The sequence below is a fragment of the Prevotella communis genome, assembly GCF_022024175.1.
Classification (GTDB): domain Bacteria; phylum Bacteroidota; class Bacteroidia; order Bacteroidales; family Bacteroidaceae; genus Prevotella; species Prevotella communis.
The window spans coordinates 3,166,391-3,181,553 of sequence record NZ_CP091794.1; the positions used below are offsets into that span (position 1 = coordinate 3,166,391).

At 49.5% G+C, this 15,163-nt stretch carries 12 protein-coding genes; 5 read left to right on the forward strand and 7 right to left on the reverse strand.

The annotated features are described in order from the left end of the window. Position 1: 1 nt before the first annotated feature. The 7 genes from L6466_RS12750 to L6466_RS12780 all read right to left on the reverse strand — a co-directional run bounded on the left by L6466_RS12750 (position 2) and on the right by L6466_RS12780 (position 9,191). A complete protein-coding gene (locus tag L6466_RS12750; RefSeq protein ID WP_237802663.1) occupies positions 2 to 610 on the reverse strand; it encodes a DUF3109 family protein in 609 nt (202 codons plus the stop codon). After that, positions 604 to 1,269 carry a uracil-DNA glycosylase gene (locus L6466_RS12755; RefSeq protein ID WP_237802662.1) on the reverse strand — a complete coding sequence of 222 codons (666 nt, stop codon included), beginning with the start codon at positions 1,267 to 1,269 and terminating at the stop codon, positions 604 to 606. Before L6466_RS12755 ends, L6466_RS12750 begins: the two co-directional genes overlap by 7 nt. Next, positions 1,266 to 1,874, reverse strand: coding sequence for a RasGAP domain-containing protein (locus L6466_RS12760; RefSeq protein WP_091816451.1), 609 nt, complete (start codon positions 1,872 to 1,874; stop codon positions 1,266 to 1,268). Before L6466_RS12760 ends, L6466_RS12755 begins: the two co-directional genes overlap by 4 nt. Continuing rightward, on the reverse strand, positions 1,874 to 3,394 hold the full coding sequence (gene gpmI / locus L6466_RS12765) for a 2,3-bisphosphoglycerate-independent phosphoglycerate mutase (RefSeq protein ID WP_091816454.1): 1,521 nt from the start codon (positions 3,392 to 3,394) through the stop codon (positions 1,874 to 1,876). Before gpmI ends, L6466_RS12760 begins: the two co-directional genes overlap by 1 nt. Positions 3,395 to 3,543: 149 nt before the next feature. After that, entirely contained in the window at positions 3,544 to 6,507 is a 2,964-nt protein-coding gene (locus tag L6466_RS12770; RefSeq protein WP_284438425.1) for a TIM-barrel domain-containing protein, read from the reverse strand. Position 6,508: 1 nt separating this feature from the next. Next, positions 6,509 to 7,174, reverse strand: a complete 666-nt coding sequence (locus L6466_RS12775) for a DUF4923 family protein (protein WP_237802661.1) — start codon at positions 7,172 to 7,174, stop codon at positions 6,509 to 6,511. 82 nt (positions 7,175 to 7,256) lie between these two features. Beyond that, the gene (locus tag L6466_RS12780) at positions 7,257 to 9,191 is read right to left on the reverse strand and encodes a sialate O-acetylesterase (protein ID WP_237802660.1); all 1,935 of its coding nucleotides are present in this window, start codon (positions 9,189 to 9,191) and stop codon (positions 7,257 to 7,259) included. Positions 9,192 to 9,357: 166 nt separating this feature from the next. Between L6466_RS12780 and L6466_RS12785 the strand changes: the two genes are divergently transcribed. From L6466_RS12785 to L6466_RS12805, 5 genes are read left to right on the forward strand one after another with little or no spacing between them, the layout of a single operon-like run. After that, the gene (locus L6466_RS12785; protein WP_237802659.1) at positions 9,358 to 10,749 is read left to right on the forward strand and encodes an MFS transporter; all 1,392 of its coding nucleotides are present in this window, start codon (positions 9,358 to 9,360) and stop codon (positions 10,747 to 10,749) included. Then, a complete protein-coding gene (locus L6466_RS12790; RefSeq protein ID WP_091816470.1) occupies positions 10,749 to 11,858 on the forward strand; it encodes an endo-1,4-beta-xylanase in 1,110 nt (369 codons plus the stop codon). Before L6466_RS12785 ends, L6466_RS12790 begins: the two co-directional genes overlap by 1 nt. A 7-nt stretch (positions 11,859 to 11,865) precedes the next feature. Continuing rightward, entirely contained in the window at positions 11,866 to 12,873 is a 1,008-nt protein-coding gene (locus tag L6466_RS12795) for a glycoside hydrolase family 43 protein (protein ID WP_237802658.1), read from the forward strand. Further along, positions 12,866 to 13,375 carry an RNA polymerase sigma factor gene (locus L6466_RS12800; RefSeq protein WP_237802657.1) on the forward strand — a complete coding sequence of 170 codons (510 nt, stop codon included), beginning with the start codon at positions 12,866 to 12,868 and terminating at the stop codon, positions 13,373 to 13,375. The genes L6466_RS12795 and L6466_RS12800 overlap by 8 nt, the downstream gene beginning before the upstream one ends. Beyond that, positions 13,372 to 15,156 (forward strand): alpha-glucuronidase, encoded by a 1,785-nt coding sequence (locus L6466_RS12805; protein WP_237802656.1) that lies wholly within the window; start codon positions 13,372 to 13,374, stop codon positions 15,154 to 15,156. The genes L6466_RS12800 and L6466_RS12805 overlap by 4 nt, the downstream gene beginning before the upstream one ends. Positions 15,157 to 15,163: the final 7 nt, after the last annotated feature.

The following is a 15,163-nucleotide window of genomic DNA, read 5'->3' on the forward strand; positions in this document are numbered from 1 at the left end:
ATCACAGGTAACCCTGCTGCTTCAAATCTGAAGCCACATCAAAGAGTTCCTGATACCACTGCTCGCCAAAACGGCGCACCAGCGGACCTTTTAAGAACTGATAAACGGGAAGGTGAAGAGCCTTCCCTTTTTCACGCCCACACTTACAGATATCCCATTGATGATAGTTCAGGGCCACAGTACCATCAGAGAATGTCTTCTCGCGGATAGGATACAAGGCACAACTGATGGGCTTGCAAATCTTCTCTAAAGCGCAGAGGCAACAGTGTCCGACGGTTTTCCCTTCAGTTAATGTCAGGTCATCATAGAAAGTAAACACGCAGTCCTTACCTCCAACGATACTCGTCACCAGGTCACCTTCCTGATCAGTATAGGCCACGCCCTGCTTATCAAGCACAGCCTGAGCAGAAGCACTTAGCTTGCTCCATACCCCTTCCACATGATTCTCTATCTCCATCACCTCGTCAAGGGTGACGGGAGCACCGGCATCGCCTTCGATACAACAGGCACCCTTGCATACCTCAAGGTCACAACAGAATTCTTCCGTCAGGATATCCGACGAGATCAGTACACCAGCAACTTCTAATATAGGGGGGAGTTTGTTTACCATACGATTGGGGTTATACCATTTTCCTGGAGATAGGCATTGCAACGCGAGAACTGATGCTGTCCGAACCAGCCACCACGATTAGCACTCAATGGAGAAGGATGCACAGACTCCAGGATCAGGTTCTTCTGTTTATCTATCATATAGGCCTTTGAACGGGCAAAACCGCCCCAAAGCATATAGACCAGATGTTCACGCTCTGTTGCCAGCGCCTTGATAGCCGCATCCGTAAAATTCTGCCATCCCAGCGTACTGTGGCTATTTGCCATATGGGCACGCACGGTCAATGTAGCGTTGAGCAACAACACGCCCTGTTCTGCCCAGCGTGTCAGGTTTCCCGTAGGTGGTACAGGCGTACCGAGGTCATCCTGTATCTCCTTGAATATATTGATAAGAGAAGGAGGGAACGCAACACCATCCTGCACAGAGAAACTCAATCCGTGAGCCTGTCCTGGCTCGTGATAAGGGTCTTGGCCGATGATAACAACCCTCACCTGATCAAACGGACAGAGATTAAAGGCATTGAAAATCAGTTTTCCTGGCGGATAACACGTACCTGCCATATACTCCTGTCGCACCTTGTCTGTAAGCCCCACGAAATAGGGCTTCTCAAACTCTCCTTGCAGATGTCGTTTCCACGACTCCTCTATCTGTATATTCATAATAACTTATATATATCATCTATCATCTCCTGAGGAAGTGCCAGTCGTGGGTCATCACTATGGGCATTAATAGCCTCAAGAAAATGTGGCATTTCTTCCCTATATACCTCCTTCATGTGGTTATTTGAAGCGTTACCGTGCGTAAAAGAATAGGTAACGTTAGCCAGTCGGTCGGCCAGTTTCAGAAAAGGTGCATAGGGCGTTTCACGAATACCTTGATAGTAACGCTCGCCGGCTCTCTCAGCACGTGTTCGTCCTTTGTCATTAGTCAACGCATATACCATCTCTGCTGCGATATAGGCCTGGTCAGCGTCCATAAACAGTTGAGCAGCCTTTGTCACATCATTATACGTCATTCGTGCATCCTCGATGCTGTCATGATAGAAAGCACCAAAGAAAAGAGGTACGAAATCGTGCTCGCTCTGGCACACGAGATATCCGTACTTGAATACGGATTCAGCCACCATGTCAAGGTGGAACCCATAAGGGTGCACCTTGTCATAGTGCTGATTCACGCTCTCGTGCAACATGTGTGCACGGTCTCTTACCTCTTCGATATCGAGCTTGTGTTTTTCAATACAAGCTTGAAACTCCTGTTGAGTCATTAGTCACAAATCAGGTTTTCACCAGTCATATCCTGTGGCTGCTCCAGTCCCATGATATGCAGGATAGAGGGAGCCACGTCAGCCAAGCGACCATCCTTCACGGTAGCCGAATTATTATTGGTTACATAGATGAATGGCACAGGATTCAGTGAGTGAGCGGTGTTAGGAGTACCATCGGCATTGATAGCGTTGTCGGCATTACCGTGGTCGGCAATGATGATAGCCTCGTAATCGTTAGCCTTAGCAGCCTCGATCACATCCTTCACGCAGTTGTCAACAGCCCATACGGCCTTGGCGATAGCGTTGTAGACACCTGTATGACCCACCATATCACCATTAGCGAAATTTACAACGATGAAGTCGTACTTTGCCTCATTGATGGCGGCCACCAACTTATCCTTTACCTCATAAGCACTCATCTCGGGCTTCAGGTCGTAGGTAGCCACCTTTGGAGAGGGAACCAGAATACGGTCCTCACCCTCGTAGGGCTGCTCGCGACCACCATTGAAGAAGAAGGTTACGTGGGCATACTTCTCTGTCTCAGCGGTATGCAACTGCTTCTTGCCCTGCTGTGAGAGGTATTCACCCAGTGTATTCTCAACATTCTCCTTGGGGAAGAGGATGTGTACGCCAGTAAAGCTGGCATCGTATGGCGTCATGCAGTAGTACTGCAGACCAGGAACAGTCTTCATACCCTGCTCAGGCATATCCTGCTGGGTTAATACGATGGTGAGCTCCTTGGCACGGTCGTTACGGAAGTTGATGAAGATAACCACGTCGCCCTCCTCGATACAACCATTCACAGTGCTGTTATGGATAGGCTTGATGAACTCGTCAGTAACACCTTCTGCATAGCTCTCTTCTACGGCCTTCACCATGTCGGTAGCCTGCTTACCAGTGCCATTCACAATCAGGTCATAACCTTCCTTCACGCGCTCCCAACGCTTATCACGGTCCATCGCATAGAAACGACCTACGATAGAAGCGATAGCTGCGTCGTTGTCGGCGCAAACCTTAGTAACCTGCTCGATGAAGCCCTTACCACTCTTGGGGTCTGTATCACGACCGTCCATGAAACAGTGAACGAATGTCTGGTTCTTCAGACCGTAGTGCTTACCTACCTCAATGAGTTTGAACAGGTGTTCCAAAGAAGAGTGTACACCACCATCAGAGCAGAGACCCATCAGGTGCAGTTTCTTATTGTTCTCCTTGGCATAGGTATAAGCGGCCTTCACCTGAGGATTCTCTACAATAGAGCCATCCTTGCAGGCACGGTTAATCTTTACAAGATCCTGATAAACAATACGTCCGGCACCGATATTGAGGTGTCCCACCTCAGAGTTACCCATCTGTCCGTCGGGCAGACCTACATCCTCACCAGAGGCCTGAAGTTGAGAGTGAGCCGATGTAGCTGTCAACAAATCAAGGTAAGGTGTTGGAGTATTGAAAATCACATCACCCTTACCATGCTTACCGATTCCCCATCCATCGAGAATCATCAAAAGTGCTTTCTTTGCCATAATTTAATGCTTGATTATATATGATATTATTCCTTTTTCACCTTATTATATTATAAACGGCTGCAAAATTAACAATAAAATTCCGCATTCAGACCTTTTTATGCAATTTTCTGACTTTTCTTAGGTTAAAAGTGATGCATCTTCATTACTTACAGTTCAACAGTCACCTCTTTTCCCTTATACTCCACCAATCGTCCACTGGGGTTTTCTAAGTTCAGGTTCTGAGGCGCATCGGGCGTTATCAGGACAATATTGAAACGGCGGGTTTTCAGCATACCCGAGAACTGTCCCTTGCGGGCTCCGATGGTCACGCTATGAGTCGCATCATCATAATGAATATCTATCGTTGAGAACAGTCCCTTCTCATAGTTATAGTTTGTGCCCTCGTCCTCATAAAGCTGGAAATGTCCATCCTGACCTGCATAGACATAGAGGTTGATAAGCTGTGCTGCCTTCTCATCGCTCCATTGCATCTTAGGACCGAAGGGAATGATAGCACCTGCACGCACAAAGACCGGAATCTGCTCGTAGGGCGCATCCACAATCAGACGCTGTCCGCCCTCTATATACTCATTGGTATAGAGATTATACCAACCACACTGCTGGGGGAAATAGACGCTGCGATTACGGGCTTTATAATAGCCTACCGGGCAGGCCATCAGCGCAGGACCGAGCATCCACTGGTCGGCAATATCCTTCACCTCATGGTCACCGTTAAAGTCCATGATGAGCGCACGCATCAGGGTGTAATCGCGGAAATGTGCCCAACCTGCCAGCGAGTAGAGATAAGGCATCAGCTGGTAGCGCAGGTTATCATAGAAGACAAACGATTGGTAGGCCGGATGATTATCGGGTGCGATGTTCCATATCTCGCGCAGAGGCCACTGACCATGACTGCGGAAGAGTGGGATGAAGGCGCCGAACTGGTTCCAGCGGCATTGCAACTCACGCCACTCCTTCAGGTCTTCATTCTCCTGCCCCGTACGGTCATAGAGCTGTTGGGCCTGCACATAACGGTTCTCCACACAGAAGCCACCCTGATCCATGCCCCAGAAGGGAATGCCCGACATGGAGTAATTCAGTCCAGCCGTCATCTGTGCACGCATGTCCTCCCAGCGGGTGCCAATATCACCACTCCATGTGGCCGTAGAATAACGCTGTTCGCCAGCAAAGCCGCTACGGGTCAACAAAAACACACGGGGCTCGTCCTTCTTACCCTTCCACACGCCTCGCTGACCATGATAGATGGCATCAGCATTGACCAATGAATAAGCATTGAAGTACTCAGTAGACGTGCCAAGGGCCGTAGGACCACAGAGCGCCTTACGATACCACATAGGGGTGCAGTCGCGCACGTTGGGCTCACTAGCGTCCATCCACCAGGCATCGACCTTTTTGCCAAGCCCAGTATAAAGTTTCTCATCCATCTGGCGCCAGAAGACCTTACGGGCCTCTGGGTCGTAGGCATCATAGAAGCCGTTCTTATAACCAGGCCCTACCCAGTCGCGGATACCATCCGTGGGCGACTGGTTATACATCCACCCTTTTTCGTTTAGTTCCTTGTAGTTGGCTGTATTCACATAGAACTTTGGCCATACGGAAATCATAAAGCGACCATGCATCTGATGCACGCTGTCAAGCATCTGTTGCGGATCAGGATAGCGCGAAGACTCGAACTCGTGACTGCCCCACTGGTCCTCAGGCCAGTAGTTCCAGTCCTGCACTATATTATCAATCGGTATCTGGCGCTTGCGGAACTCAGCCAGCGTAGAGACCAGTTCTTCTTGCGTCTTGTAACGCTCCCGACTCTGCCAGAAACCCAGTGCCCACTTAGGATAAAGAGAGGCCTTACCCGTCAGGGTGCGGTAACCGGAGATGACCTCGTCAAGATTCTGGCCTGTCACGAAATAATAATCCATGTCCTGAGCCATCTCACACCAGATAGACAGCGACTCACGTTCCTTTTGACTACGTGGTTCGGCTACGCGCAAGCCGCAATACGACTCGCTGCCGTCGGGCTGCCACTCAATGCGCAACTGCTGTCGCACACCTTTGGCCATTTCCACATTAAATTTATAGGCATTGGGATTCCATGCTGTTCGCCAACGTTCAGACACCACCTCTTTTCCACCTATATACACCTTGATATAGCCGGCATAATAAAGGATGAACTGATACTGTGATGTGGCGTAGGGTTCAATGAAACCCTCGTACACCACATGAGCACCAGCCAGATTAAAGCCCTGAGGCAGATTCCTGATACCACCATTATCGGTTTTCAGAGCTATCTCAGACTTTGCCGGCGTACCATATTCATAATAGATAGAGTCCTCGCCGCGTACCAACGACTTGCCAAGGCGGTCGGTATAGGTGCCAGTGAGATGGCCTTCCCTACCCTGCTTGTCATAGAGTTTGAAAGCATGGTGCAGTTGCAGGTAATCATGGGGATTACCAAAACGGCAATAGCTGTAGGCATCCCACAATAAACCGTAGTTCTTATTAGAGACCACGAAAGGTACGGAAACCTTCGTGTTATACTGGAAGAGATCCTCATTACGGCCTTTCATATTAAATTCCTCTGACTGGTGTTGCCCCAAGCCATAGAAAGCCTCATCGTCAGGAGAATCGAACTTCATCTGCCACGTAAGACCATGCAGCTGAGCCTCCGTGGGCTGTACACCGCCTTTAAGACCCAGTTCACGCTCGGGCACAGTGAAGTCCCAGAACTGTTTTCCGTTGCCACTCTCTTTCAGCAGGAGTGTCTTTCCCAGCCCATCATAGAAGCACACCTCACCTGTAGCCTTGCTGACCACGGCACGTACCTGTTTGGCAATAACCTCGATGCTTTCTGGAGTTTCCGTGATGGTATAGCTGTTCTTAGCAGGTACCTGCTGGGGTACTATCATAAGACTCTGCATCTTCTGAGGTAAGTCATCCTTGGAAGTAGCTCGCACACGAATAATACGGTCATTGACAACCTCAAGGCGAATCACCTTCGCCTGTCCGCCGTCAGGATGAATGGTAACAATATGACCCATTCTATCCACAATGGCAGCCCTACTTACTAGAGCTGCCATCATGAAGGATATAAACAAAAGGCCTTTTCGTCTCATATTACTTGGTCATATCAAAGCCCACACGCAGACCATTGTAGCTAGAAGCCACATCACCAATCGTCTTGATTGTCGTATTATTACCACTGAGAGCCGACATGGTCTGTATCAGTGTTAGCAACTTCTTACCTTCGAAGAGCAAACCGATACCGTTGGTATTGAGCTTAGCGTAGCAGTTGACATTCAGCAACAGGCCAGACATGGTAATCTTGCAGGTATTCTCATCATACTTATAGGTACCGCTCCAGGCTTTTCCGGCAATCTTTGCAGAGAAAGTTCCATCCTGATTGAAAGTCACCTGCGTATTAGATGCATTGATGCCCACCTTCTGATAAGTAGGCTGCAACTTTGTCTTCACATTTGAAGCCACGATTTCGCCACCAGCCTGAGCCAGCAGTTTCTCGCTGGTAAACGCGCAACCAGGCTGACTATATTTCCAAGTACCAATCAGACTCTGCTTTGACACCTTGGTGCCTGTCATACCCAATACGCTCTGAAGCACCGTATTTACGGCATTTCCAGTGTTAGTTGTCGTCGTTGCGCCCGTCTGTCCACCGGTCAGCACATCCGTCAGCACGGCAGAACCCACCTGGCTCAGAGAACCGTTAGTACCACAACTTGTCATCATCAGCGCAGCAACTGCTGCAAATAAGAAAATCTTTTTCATTTCAAATTATTTTAAGTTATTGCTTTTTTGATTCATCCTTAAGTAACAAATAGATAACGCTCAGACAGCCTATTTATTGTGTTTATTTCAAACGTATTTCAAAGGGCGACAATGGCAAGCCATTGATGCCATAGGCATTGACACCCAAAGGATTATCCTTCCAGGCATAACGCACGGCCTTAGGAGCAGCGAACGGAGAGGTGATAACAATCTGGGAACCAGATAACGTTGCCTCTACATTGCAAAATACGCCCTTTTCATCGGCCAATTCGAAATACTTCACCGCACCAGGTTGCATGTTCTGGTCGAGCGTCAGCACCACTTTTCCGTCCTGCGACTCTGCCTTCAACACCTTTGGCGCCAATTGCACCTTCTTGCCATAGACAAGTCGTTCGAAGTCGAGCGCAATACGTTGTGCCACCTCTTTTTTACGCAGGGGATGGATATCCACCGTCTCACCTAAATCGATGGTCAACGCTAGTTCTGCGTAAGGATCTTCTGTCGCCACGACACGTTGTGCCTCGCGCACACGCGACCATCCCGTGTTCTGAGGATGCTCTACAAATGCCATATAGTTAGCCAACTGTACGATAACGAATGGCATCTGCGGACGCTCGAAGGCCTGGCGCCAATTGGCCATCAGCAGTCGCAACATCGGTGCATACTCCTCAGCCTGACGCATACCAGTGTTAGACTCACCCTGATACCATACCACACCAGCAACAGCAAAGGGAGCCATAGGATGTATCATGCCATTGAAAAGGGTTGAAGGCTGATTCTGCAGACTGACGCCCATACCGATGCTGCGCGGCATCTCTGCACCTTCGCGGAGCAGCCATTGTTCACCGAGAGGCTGCTCGTCGTCCTTGCCAAAGACGAACTTATAAGGCTTCTCCTTGACGAAATAAGGCATGCCACTCTTGTTGACGAAACGCACCGTAATCACATTATCGCCCTCACGGAGCAGTCCCTCAGGTACCTGATAGCGACGTGGCGGATACTGATAGCCCGTGTTACCAACCAGTTTTCCATTAATATAGGTATAGTCGCAATCATAGAGTGTTCCCAGAAGCAACTGTGCCTTCTTGCCTGCATGCTTAGCATCAATCTGAACATGCTGGCGCAGCCACAAGGAACCAATCCATTCACGTTTAGTAGAGAGACGGTATTGATTGACCTCCGTCCAGTCCGAGTCATCATACGATAATTCCGTATATTTCCGAAGTCCGGGATCATTGGCATTCAGGATTATCTGCCATTGCTGTTCTGCCTGCGCGCCAGCCTTCTGTTGGGCAGCAACATACTCATCGTTCTGATAAAGCTGCATCTGCTTGTAATACAGGGGAAAATGCTTTTCAAGGGTATCGGCGGCAATCCATGCCTCGATAGGCGTACCACCCCAGGCACTCTCAATGACACCCTGAGCCACACCCTTCTCACGTTGCAGTTGTTTGCCAAGGAAATAGCCGATAGACGAGAAGCGCCAGGCATTCTCACGATTCAGCTTTTTCCATGATGTAGGACGCAGGTCTGCACTCGGTCCATGTGTATCCGTCTGGTACTGCACATGAAACAGGCGCACCATGGCATTGCTGTCATTCAACTCGTCAGGATACTGGGGTGACACACGTTCAAGCGTGGTCTCCATATTCGACTGACCAGTACACAGCCAGACATCGCCCAACCACACATCGGATAATTCTATGTGAGAACTGAGAGGTGAGAGATGAGAGGTCTGATTAGTCTTACTTTCTATACTCATAACATAAGGGCCGCCGGCCTTCATCGCAGGCAGGTTTACGCGCCATTTTCCATTGTCATCGGCCACAGCCGTTGCGGTCTTCTTATTCAGTTTCACCACCACGGTCTCACCAGCATCGGCCTGTCCCCATACAGGTACCGTCGTACCACGCTGAAGTACCATACCCGACTGAAATATCTGTGGCAATCGCACCTTGGCAATACCCACGACAGCACTTACCAGAAGTGCAATTAGTAAAAAGCTTGCTTTTCTCATAACAGTGCAAAAATACACTTTTTCTATTTAAAATACCCCAAAAACAAAAGACTTTTTCGCGCAATGATACAATTAGAATAGACTTATGAAACATTCCATAATGATAAAATGAAGAAAAAAGGTTACCTTTGCACCGAATTTATAAAAACTAAAAACTATTTCGACAATGAACCAAGAAGCAAAAGGCTTTTACAAGCTTTCATGGCTCCAGCGCATCGGCTTCGGCTCTGGTGACCTGGCGCAGAATCTGATTTTCCAGACGGTAGCATGCTACCTGATGATTTACCTGACTACAGTTCTGAAACTGAACCCTGCTTTTGTCAGCGGCCTGATTCTCACCGTCAGACTCATTGACTGTTTCTGGAGTCCTGTAGTCGGTCGTTATATCGACAACAACAATCCTAAGCTTGGCAAGTATCGTTCTTACCTGCTCTATGGCGGTATCCCCCTTACGGCTGCTGCCTGTCTGCTGATGCTTCCCCAGGCTGCAGAATGGTCAATGACCATGAAGATTGTGTATGCCACTGTGAGCTACACCGTACTGAGCATGATCTATTCAGTTGTCAACATCCCTTACGGCTCTATCATGGCCAGTATGACGCGCGACAACGACGAGGTGCTCATTCTGACTTCTACACGAATGGTATGTGCCAATATCGGTCAGATTGTAGTACAGGCAGGTTTCCCCATCGGACTGGCAATGTGCGTGCACGAGGCTATCGACTGGAACCAGGCCACCTTCATGGCTATCGGCACTATTCCTGCCTTTGTCATCCTGCCCTTGCTGCCCACGCTGAAGAGATGGCTGGGTAAGAAAGGTCTTTACTACACACTGCTTGCCATCGGTCTTGTAGGATTTTCCATCCTGTTCACCATCGGTAAGTTCTTTGATGTTGCAGAGCTCAACACACTGGTACAGGTTGCCAAGGTGATGACTGGCGTAGGACTGCTGGTTGGTTCACTGATGTGGGCTTTGGTGCCTGAAGTTATCACCGAAGCAGAATATCGTACAGGCAACAGACCGGCTGCCACGGTGAACGCTCTGGCTGGCGTTGCTTTCAAGGCCGGTTTCTCTATCGCCGGTTGGATCACGCCTCTGGTAATGGGCTGGATTGGCTTCAACTTTGCCAGCGAAGAATCAGCTCTGCCTGTTGCTCCCAGCGCCTGGTTTATTGTCACCTGCGTATTCGCCCTTGTAGGCTTTGTTCTTCTGATGCTTTGCTTCATGGGTAGCAAGGAGAATATCACCACAACACCAGAGAAGCCCGTGACCTTCGGCGAGATGTGGCAGGAATTTAAGGCCAACAAGTGCCTGCAGCTGGTATTAAGCATCTTCGTCGTAGTATTCCTGGCATCTTTCATCAGCGCGCCGGTAAATGCATACTATACCAAATTGGCCAACTATTCTGCCATCGCACAGAATGCCATCCTGGTATTTACCTGTATCATTCCCGCCATTCTCCTTGTCGTAGTAGGATGCCTTATCTACAAGTATCCTCTCACAGATGAGAGACTTGACGAGATCAATAAGGAAATTGAAGCACGTAACAATAAATAATGAATAAGAATTTTAAGATTTTGACGCTCTGTCTGGCCATGATGCCAATGGCATCAATGGCTCAGCAGGGTTTGAAAGACGCCATCGGAAAGTATTGTCTGATTGGTGCTGCCATCAACCAGTGGCAGAGCGACGGACAGGTTCCTGAGGCTGACGCTCTGACGGATAAGCACTTCAACTGTGCCGTAGCAGAAAACTGTATGAAACCTGAGTCACTGGCTCCTGCCGAAGGTATCTTCGACTTCCGTGTGGCAGATAAGTTCGTGAGCTATTGCGAACAGCACAAGCTGAAGGTCATCGGCCACTGTCTGGTGTGGCACTCACAAGCCCCCGACTGGTGGTTCACCAATGGTTATGCAGCCAGTCCCGCCTCCAAAGAGGTGCTGAAGGCACGCCTTATCAAGCACATCAAGACGGTGGTAGGTCACTACAAAGGACAGGTGCTGGGTTGGGACGTGGTGAATGAGGCTATCGAGGATAATGGTTCTTTCCGCAATTCACACTATTATCGTTTGCTGGGTGAGGAATTCATTGAAATCGCCTTCCGCGCCGCCCATGAGGCCGATCCCGATGCAGAACTTTATTACAACGACTATTCGATGGGACAACCCGCCAAGCGCGAAGCCGTATGTAAGTTGGTGAAGAAACTGAAAGCCAAGGGTCTGCGCATCGACGGCGTGGGCATGCAGAGCCACAATGGTCTGGATTATCCCAACCTGGCTGAATACGAGAAGAGTATCGACGCCTTTGCTGCCTGCGGCGTGAAGGTGATGATTACGGAACTCGATATGAACGTACTGCCCAACCCAGAGGGTTTCGGTGGTGCCGACATCGCACAGAACTTTGAGTTGCAGAAGCGTTTCAATCCCTATACAGAGGGACTGCCTGCTGCAAAGCAGAAGGAAGTGGACCAGCGCTGGCTTGATCTCTTCAAGATATACTATAAGCACCGCGACCAGATTTCCCGCATCAACCTGTGGGGTGTCAGCGATGGTGGTTCATGGCTCAATGGCTGGCCTATCAAGGGACGCACAAACTATCCCTTGCTCTTCGACCGCCAGTACAAGGAGAAACCAGTGATTAACGAAATCATCAAACTTTATAAATAACAATACTATGGCTAAATTACCTCGTTATCTATTCCCTAGTGACTACATGGCCGATCCTGCGGCCCACGTATTCAACGGTAAATTGTATATCTATCCCTCACACGACTGGGAGGCTGGTGCCGCTTTCGATGATGATGGTGGTCACTTCCAGATGAAAGACTATCACGTCCTGTCATTCAATGACATTGAGAATGATGAAGCTACCGATCACGGTGTGATACTCGATGTAAAGGATGTTAAGTGGGCAGAGAAACAGATGTGGGACAGCGATGTCGTAGAGAAAGACGGCAAGTACTACCTCATCTTCTCCGCTAAGGACTATAACGGCGTGTTCCATCTCGGTGTAGCCATTGCTGACCGTCCAGAAGGCCCGTTCATTGCTCAGGAGCATCCCATCCGTGGTGCATACAGCATAGACCCCTGCGTGTTCAAGGATGACGACGGACAGGTTTACTGCTACTATGGTGGTCTTTGGGGCGGACAGCTCCAGTGGAATGTAGCTCCTCAAAAGGTGCTGAAGGAAGGCGTTGACCTGGGTCCTGCCCCTGACCGTAAGACCCAACTGTTTACCGCTCCCGATATGCCCGCATTGCCCAGCCTGATGGCACGCATGAGCGATGATCTTCTGCAGTTTGCAGAGGCTCCCCGTCAGGTTCTGGTTGTAGATAAGGACGGACAGCCACTGAAGGCCGGTGATCCTCACCGTTTCTTCGAAGCCAGTTGGATGCATAAGTACAATGGCAAGTACTACTTCTCTTACTCTACCGGTGACAGCCACTATCTGTGCTATGCCATTGGCGACAACCCCTACGGACCTTTCACCTATCAGGGTGTTATCCTGGAGCCCGTGGTTGGTTGGACAACCCACCATTGCATCGTAGAGTTCAAGGGCCAGTGGTATCTGTTGTATCACGACTGCGTACCCTCTAACGACATTACACATCTGCGTTCACTGAAGGTGCAGCGTCTGTTCTACAATGAGGACGGCACCATCAAGACCGTTGTCAATGAATAACCTCAACATCATAGAATATTACTATCACCACCATCAGGCCGAACTGCTCGCATTCGTGAGCAGCAGGCTTGGTGGCAAAGAGGAGGCTGAAGATATCGTTCAGGATGTCTTCCTGCGACTATTGCAAAACAACAGTCCTATCATGGAGAGTACGCTTCATGCACTTGCCTTTACAATAGCCCGCAACCTCATTACGGATTATTATCGCAGGAAGCAATGGGCCATCAAATATGGTATGCAGCCCATTGATTACAGACAGCAGACCGTTACAGCCGAAGATGAAGCCGCACGTCCACTCTCCATTCACGAGATGACGGCATTCCTGGAACGTGGTCTGCTGCGTGTTCCTGAGAAATGCCGGGAGTTATACCGCATGCATATCTATGACGGTATGCAGGTAAGCGATATCTCTCAACAGACAGGCGAGAACTACAAATCCGTGGAGTATCGCCTTGGCATTGCCAGAAAAGAAATCAGAAAATACTTAAGATATATATCGTGAAGAAGTTTATATTGTTCCTCTTCGCCTTGTTCTCATTGTCGGCAAGCGCTGAGGATGGTCACCGTCTGTGGCTACGTAGCGAATTGCCCAACGATGTGGTAGAGAAGATTGACCCCACCATGCCCGATGATGATGGTTATCGTATCAATGGCCATGCCATCACCGCCCGCACAAAGATGGGGCTGCTATACGGACGCTATGCCTTGCTGCGTGGCGAACAGGGAGAGTCACACCCTTTCTATAAGTTGCGTATCCTGAACCACTGGGATAACCTGGATGGCTCTATTGAACGAGGCTATGCTGGCAAGAGTATCCTGTGGAACAACGACCTTGTCATTGACCATGAGAAGATAGCAGCCTACGCTGAAGCCAATGCCTCTATCGGTATCAATGGTACGGTGCTGAACAATGTGAACGCATCACCCAAGATGCTCACACGCACGTATATAAATAAGGTGAAGGAGATTGCCGGCATCCTGCGCCCCTGGGGCATCAAGGTCTATCTCTCTGTGAACTTTGGAACACCAAAGGCACTGGGAGAGACAAAGACAGCCGACCCGTTAGACCCACAGGTAAAGCGCTGGTGGCAGAAGAAAGCCAAGGAAATATATACCGCTATCCCCGACTTTGGCGGATTCCTGGTGAAAGCCAACAGTGAGGGACAGCCTGGTCCTTTCGACTACGGACGTACCCATGCTGATGGTGCAAATATGCTGGCCGATGCACTGGCGCCTTATAAAGGTATCGTGATCTGGCGCTCCTTTGTCTATGGTGCCAAGCATCATGGTGAAGACCGTGTGAACCAGGCTGTATCAGAATTTGCAGAACTTGATGGTAAGTTCCGTGAGAACGTGATCCTGCAATCGAAGAATGGTCCGCTTGACTTCCAGCCACGCGAGCCCTATGCACCCATCTTCGATAAGATGCAGAAAACGCCTCAGATGGCTGAGTTGCAGATCACACAGGAGTATCTGGGCCAGAGCTGGCACTTAGTCTATCTCGCCCCCATGTGGAAAGAGTTCTTTACCTTCGTAAAGCCCGAAAAGCTCGTAGGTATCGCTGGTGTAGCCAATATCGGACTGGACAAGAACTGGTGCGGACATCATTTCTCGCAGGCTAACTGGTATGCCTTCGGTCGTCTGGCATGGAACCCCGCCTTGTCATCACGACAGATAGCAGAGGAATGGCTGAAGCAGACATTTGGAAATGAAAAGGGAATAGTGAAAAGTAGAGAATTTGCTTCCGCTATCACGTCCGTCATGCTCCGTTCTCGCGAAGCCTGCGTAGACTATATGATGCCCTTGGGACTACACCATATATTCAAGTTCGACCACCACATGGGGCCTCAGCCTGACGGATATATTGCACGCTATCCTATTGAGTGGTGCCCCGTTTACTACCACCGTGCCAATGGCGACAGCATCGGTGTTGACCGTACCCACACAGGTAGTAATGCTACTGGACAATACCCAGAGCCCTATTGCTCACTCTACGACGATATCAACACCTGTCCTGAGCGTTATCTGCTTTGGTTCCACCGCGTGCCTTGGACACGTCGCATGAACAGCGGACGCACCCTTTGGGAAGAGATGCAGTGGCGCTATAACCAGGGAGTAAGCGAGGTGGAAGACTTTATTCACATCTGGCAAGAAGCCCGTCCTGAGATTGACGAGCAGCGCTGGCGCGAAGTCAACGACCGTCTGCAGCGCCAGTTGAAGGATGCCAAGGAGTGGCGCGACGTCTGTCTGGGTTACTTCGGAAAACTACAAGAAAAGAAATAAAGCAACA

Bases quoted from the DNA above. Each gene is read 5' to 3' on its own strand.
- L6466_RS12750 (WP_237802663.1), bottom strand. From the start codon at position 610: ATGGTAAACAAACTCCCCCCTATATTAGAAGTTGCTGGTGTACTGATC.
- L6466_RS12755 (WP_237802662.1), bottom strand. From the start codon at position 1,269: ATGAATATACAGATAGAGGAGTCGTGGAAACGACATCTGCAAGGAGAG.
- L6466_RS12760 (WP_091816451.1), bottom strand. From the start codon at position 1,874: ATGACTCAACAGGAGTTTCAAGCTTGTATTGAAAAACACAAGCTCGAT.
- gpmI (WP_091816454.1), bottom strand. From the start codon at position 3,394: ATGGCAAAGAAAGCACTTTTGATGATTCTCGATGGATGGGGAATCGGT.
- L6466_RS12770 (WP_284438425.1), bottom strand. From the start codon at position 6,507: ATGAGACGAAAAGGCCTTTTGTTTATATCCTTCATGATGGCAGCTCTA.
- L6466_RS12775 (WP_237802661.1), bottom strand. From the start codon at position 7,174: ATGAAAAAGATTTTCTTATTTGCAGCAGTTGCTGCGCTGATGATGACA.
- L6466_RS12780 (WP_237802660.1), bottom strand. From the start codon at position 9,191: ATGAGAAAAGCAAGCTTTTTACTAATTGCACTTCTGGTAAGTGCTGTC.
- L6466_RS12785 (WP_237802659.1), top strand. From the start codon at position 9,358: ATGAACCAAGAAGCAAAAGGCTTTTACAAGCTTTCATGGCTCCAGCGC.
- L6466_RS12790 (WP_091816470.1), top strand. From the start codon at position 10,749: ATGAATAAGAATTTTAAGATTTTGACGCTCTGTCTGGCCATGATGCCA.
- L6466_RS12795 (WP_237802658.1), top strand. From the start codon at position 11,866: ATGGCTAAATTACCTCGTTATCTATTCCCTAGTGACTACATGGCCGAT.
- L6466_RS12800 (WP_237802657.1), top strand. From the start codon at position 12,866: ATGAATAACCTCAACATCATAGAATATTACTATCACCACCATCAGGCC.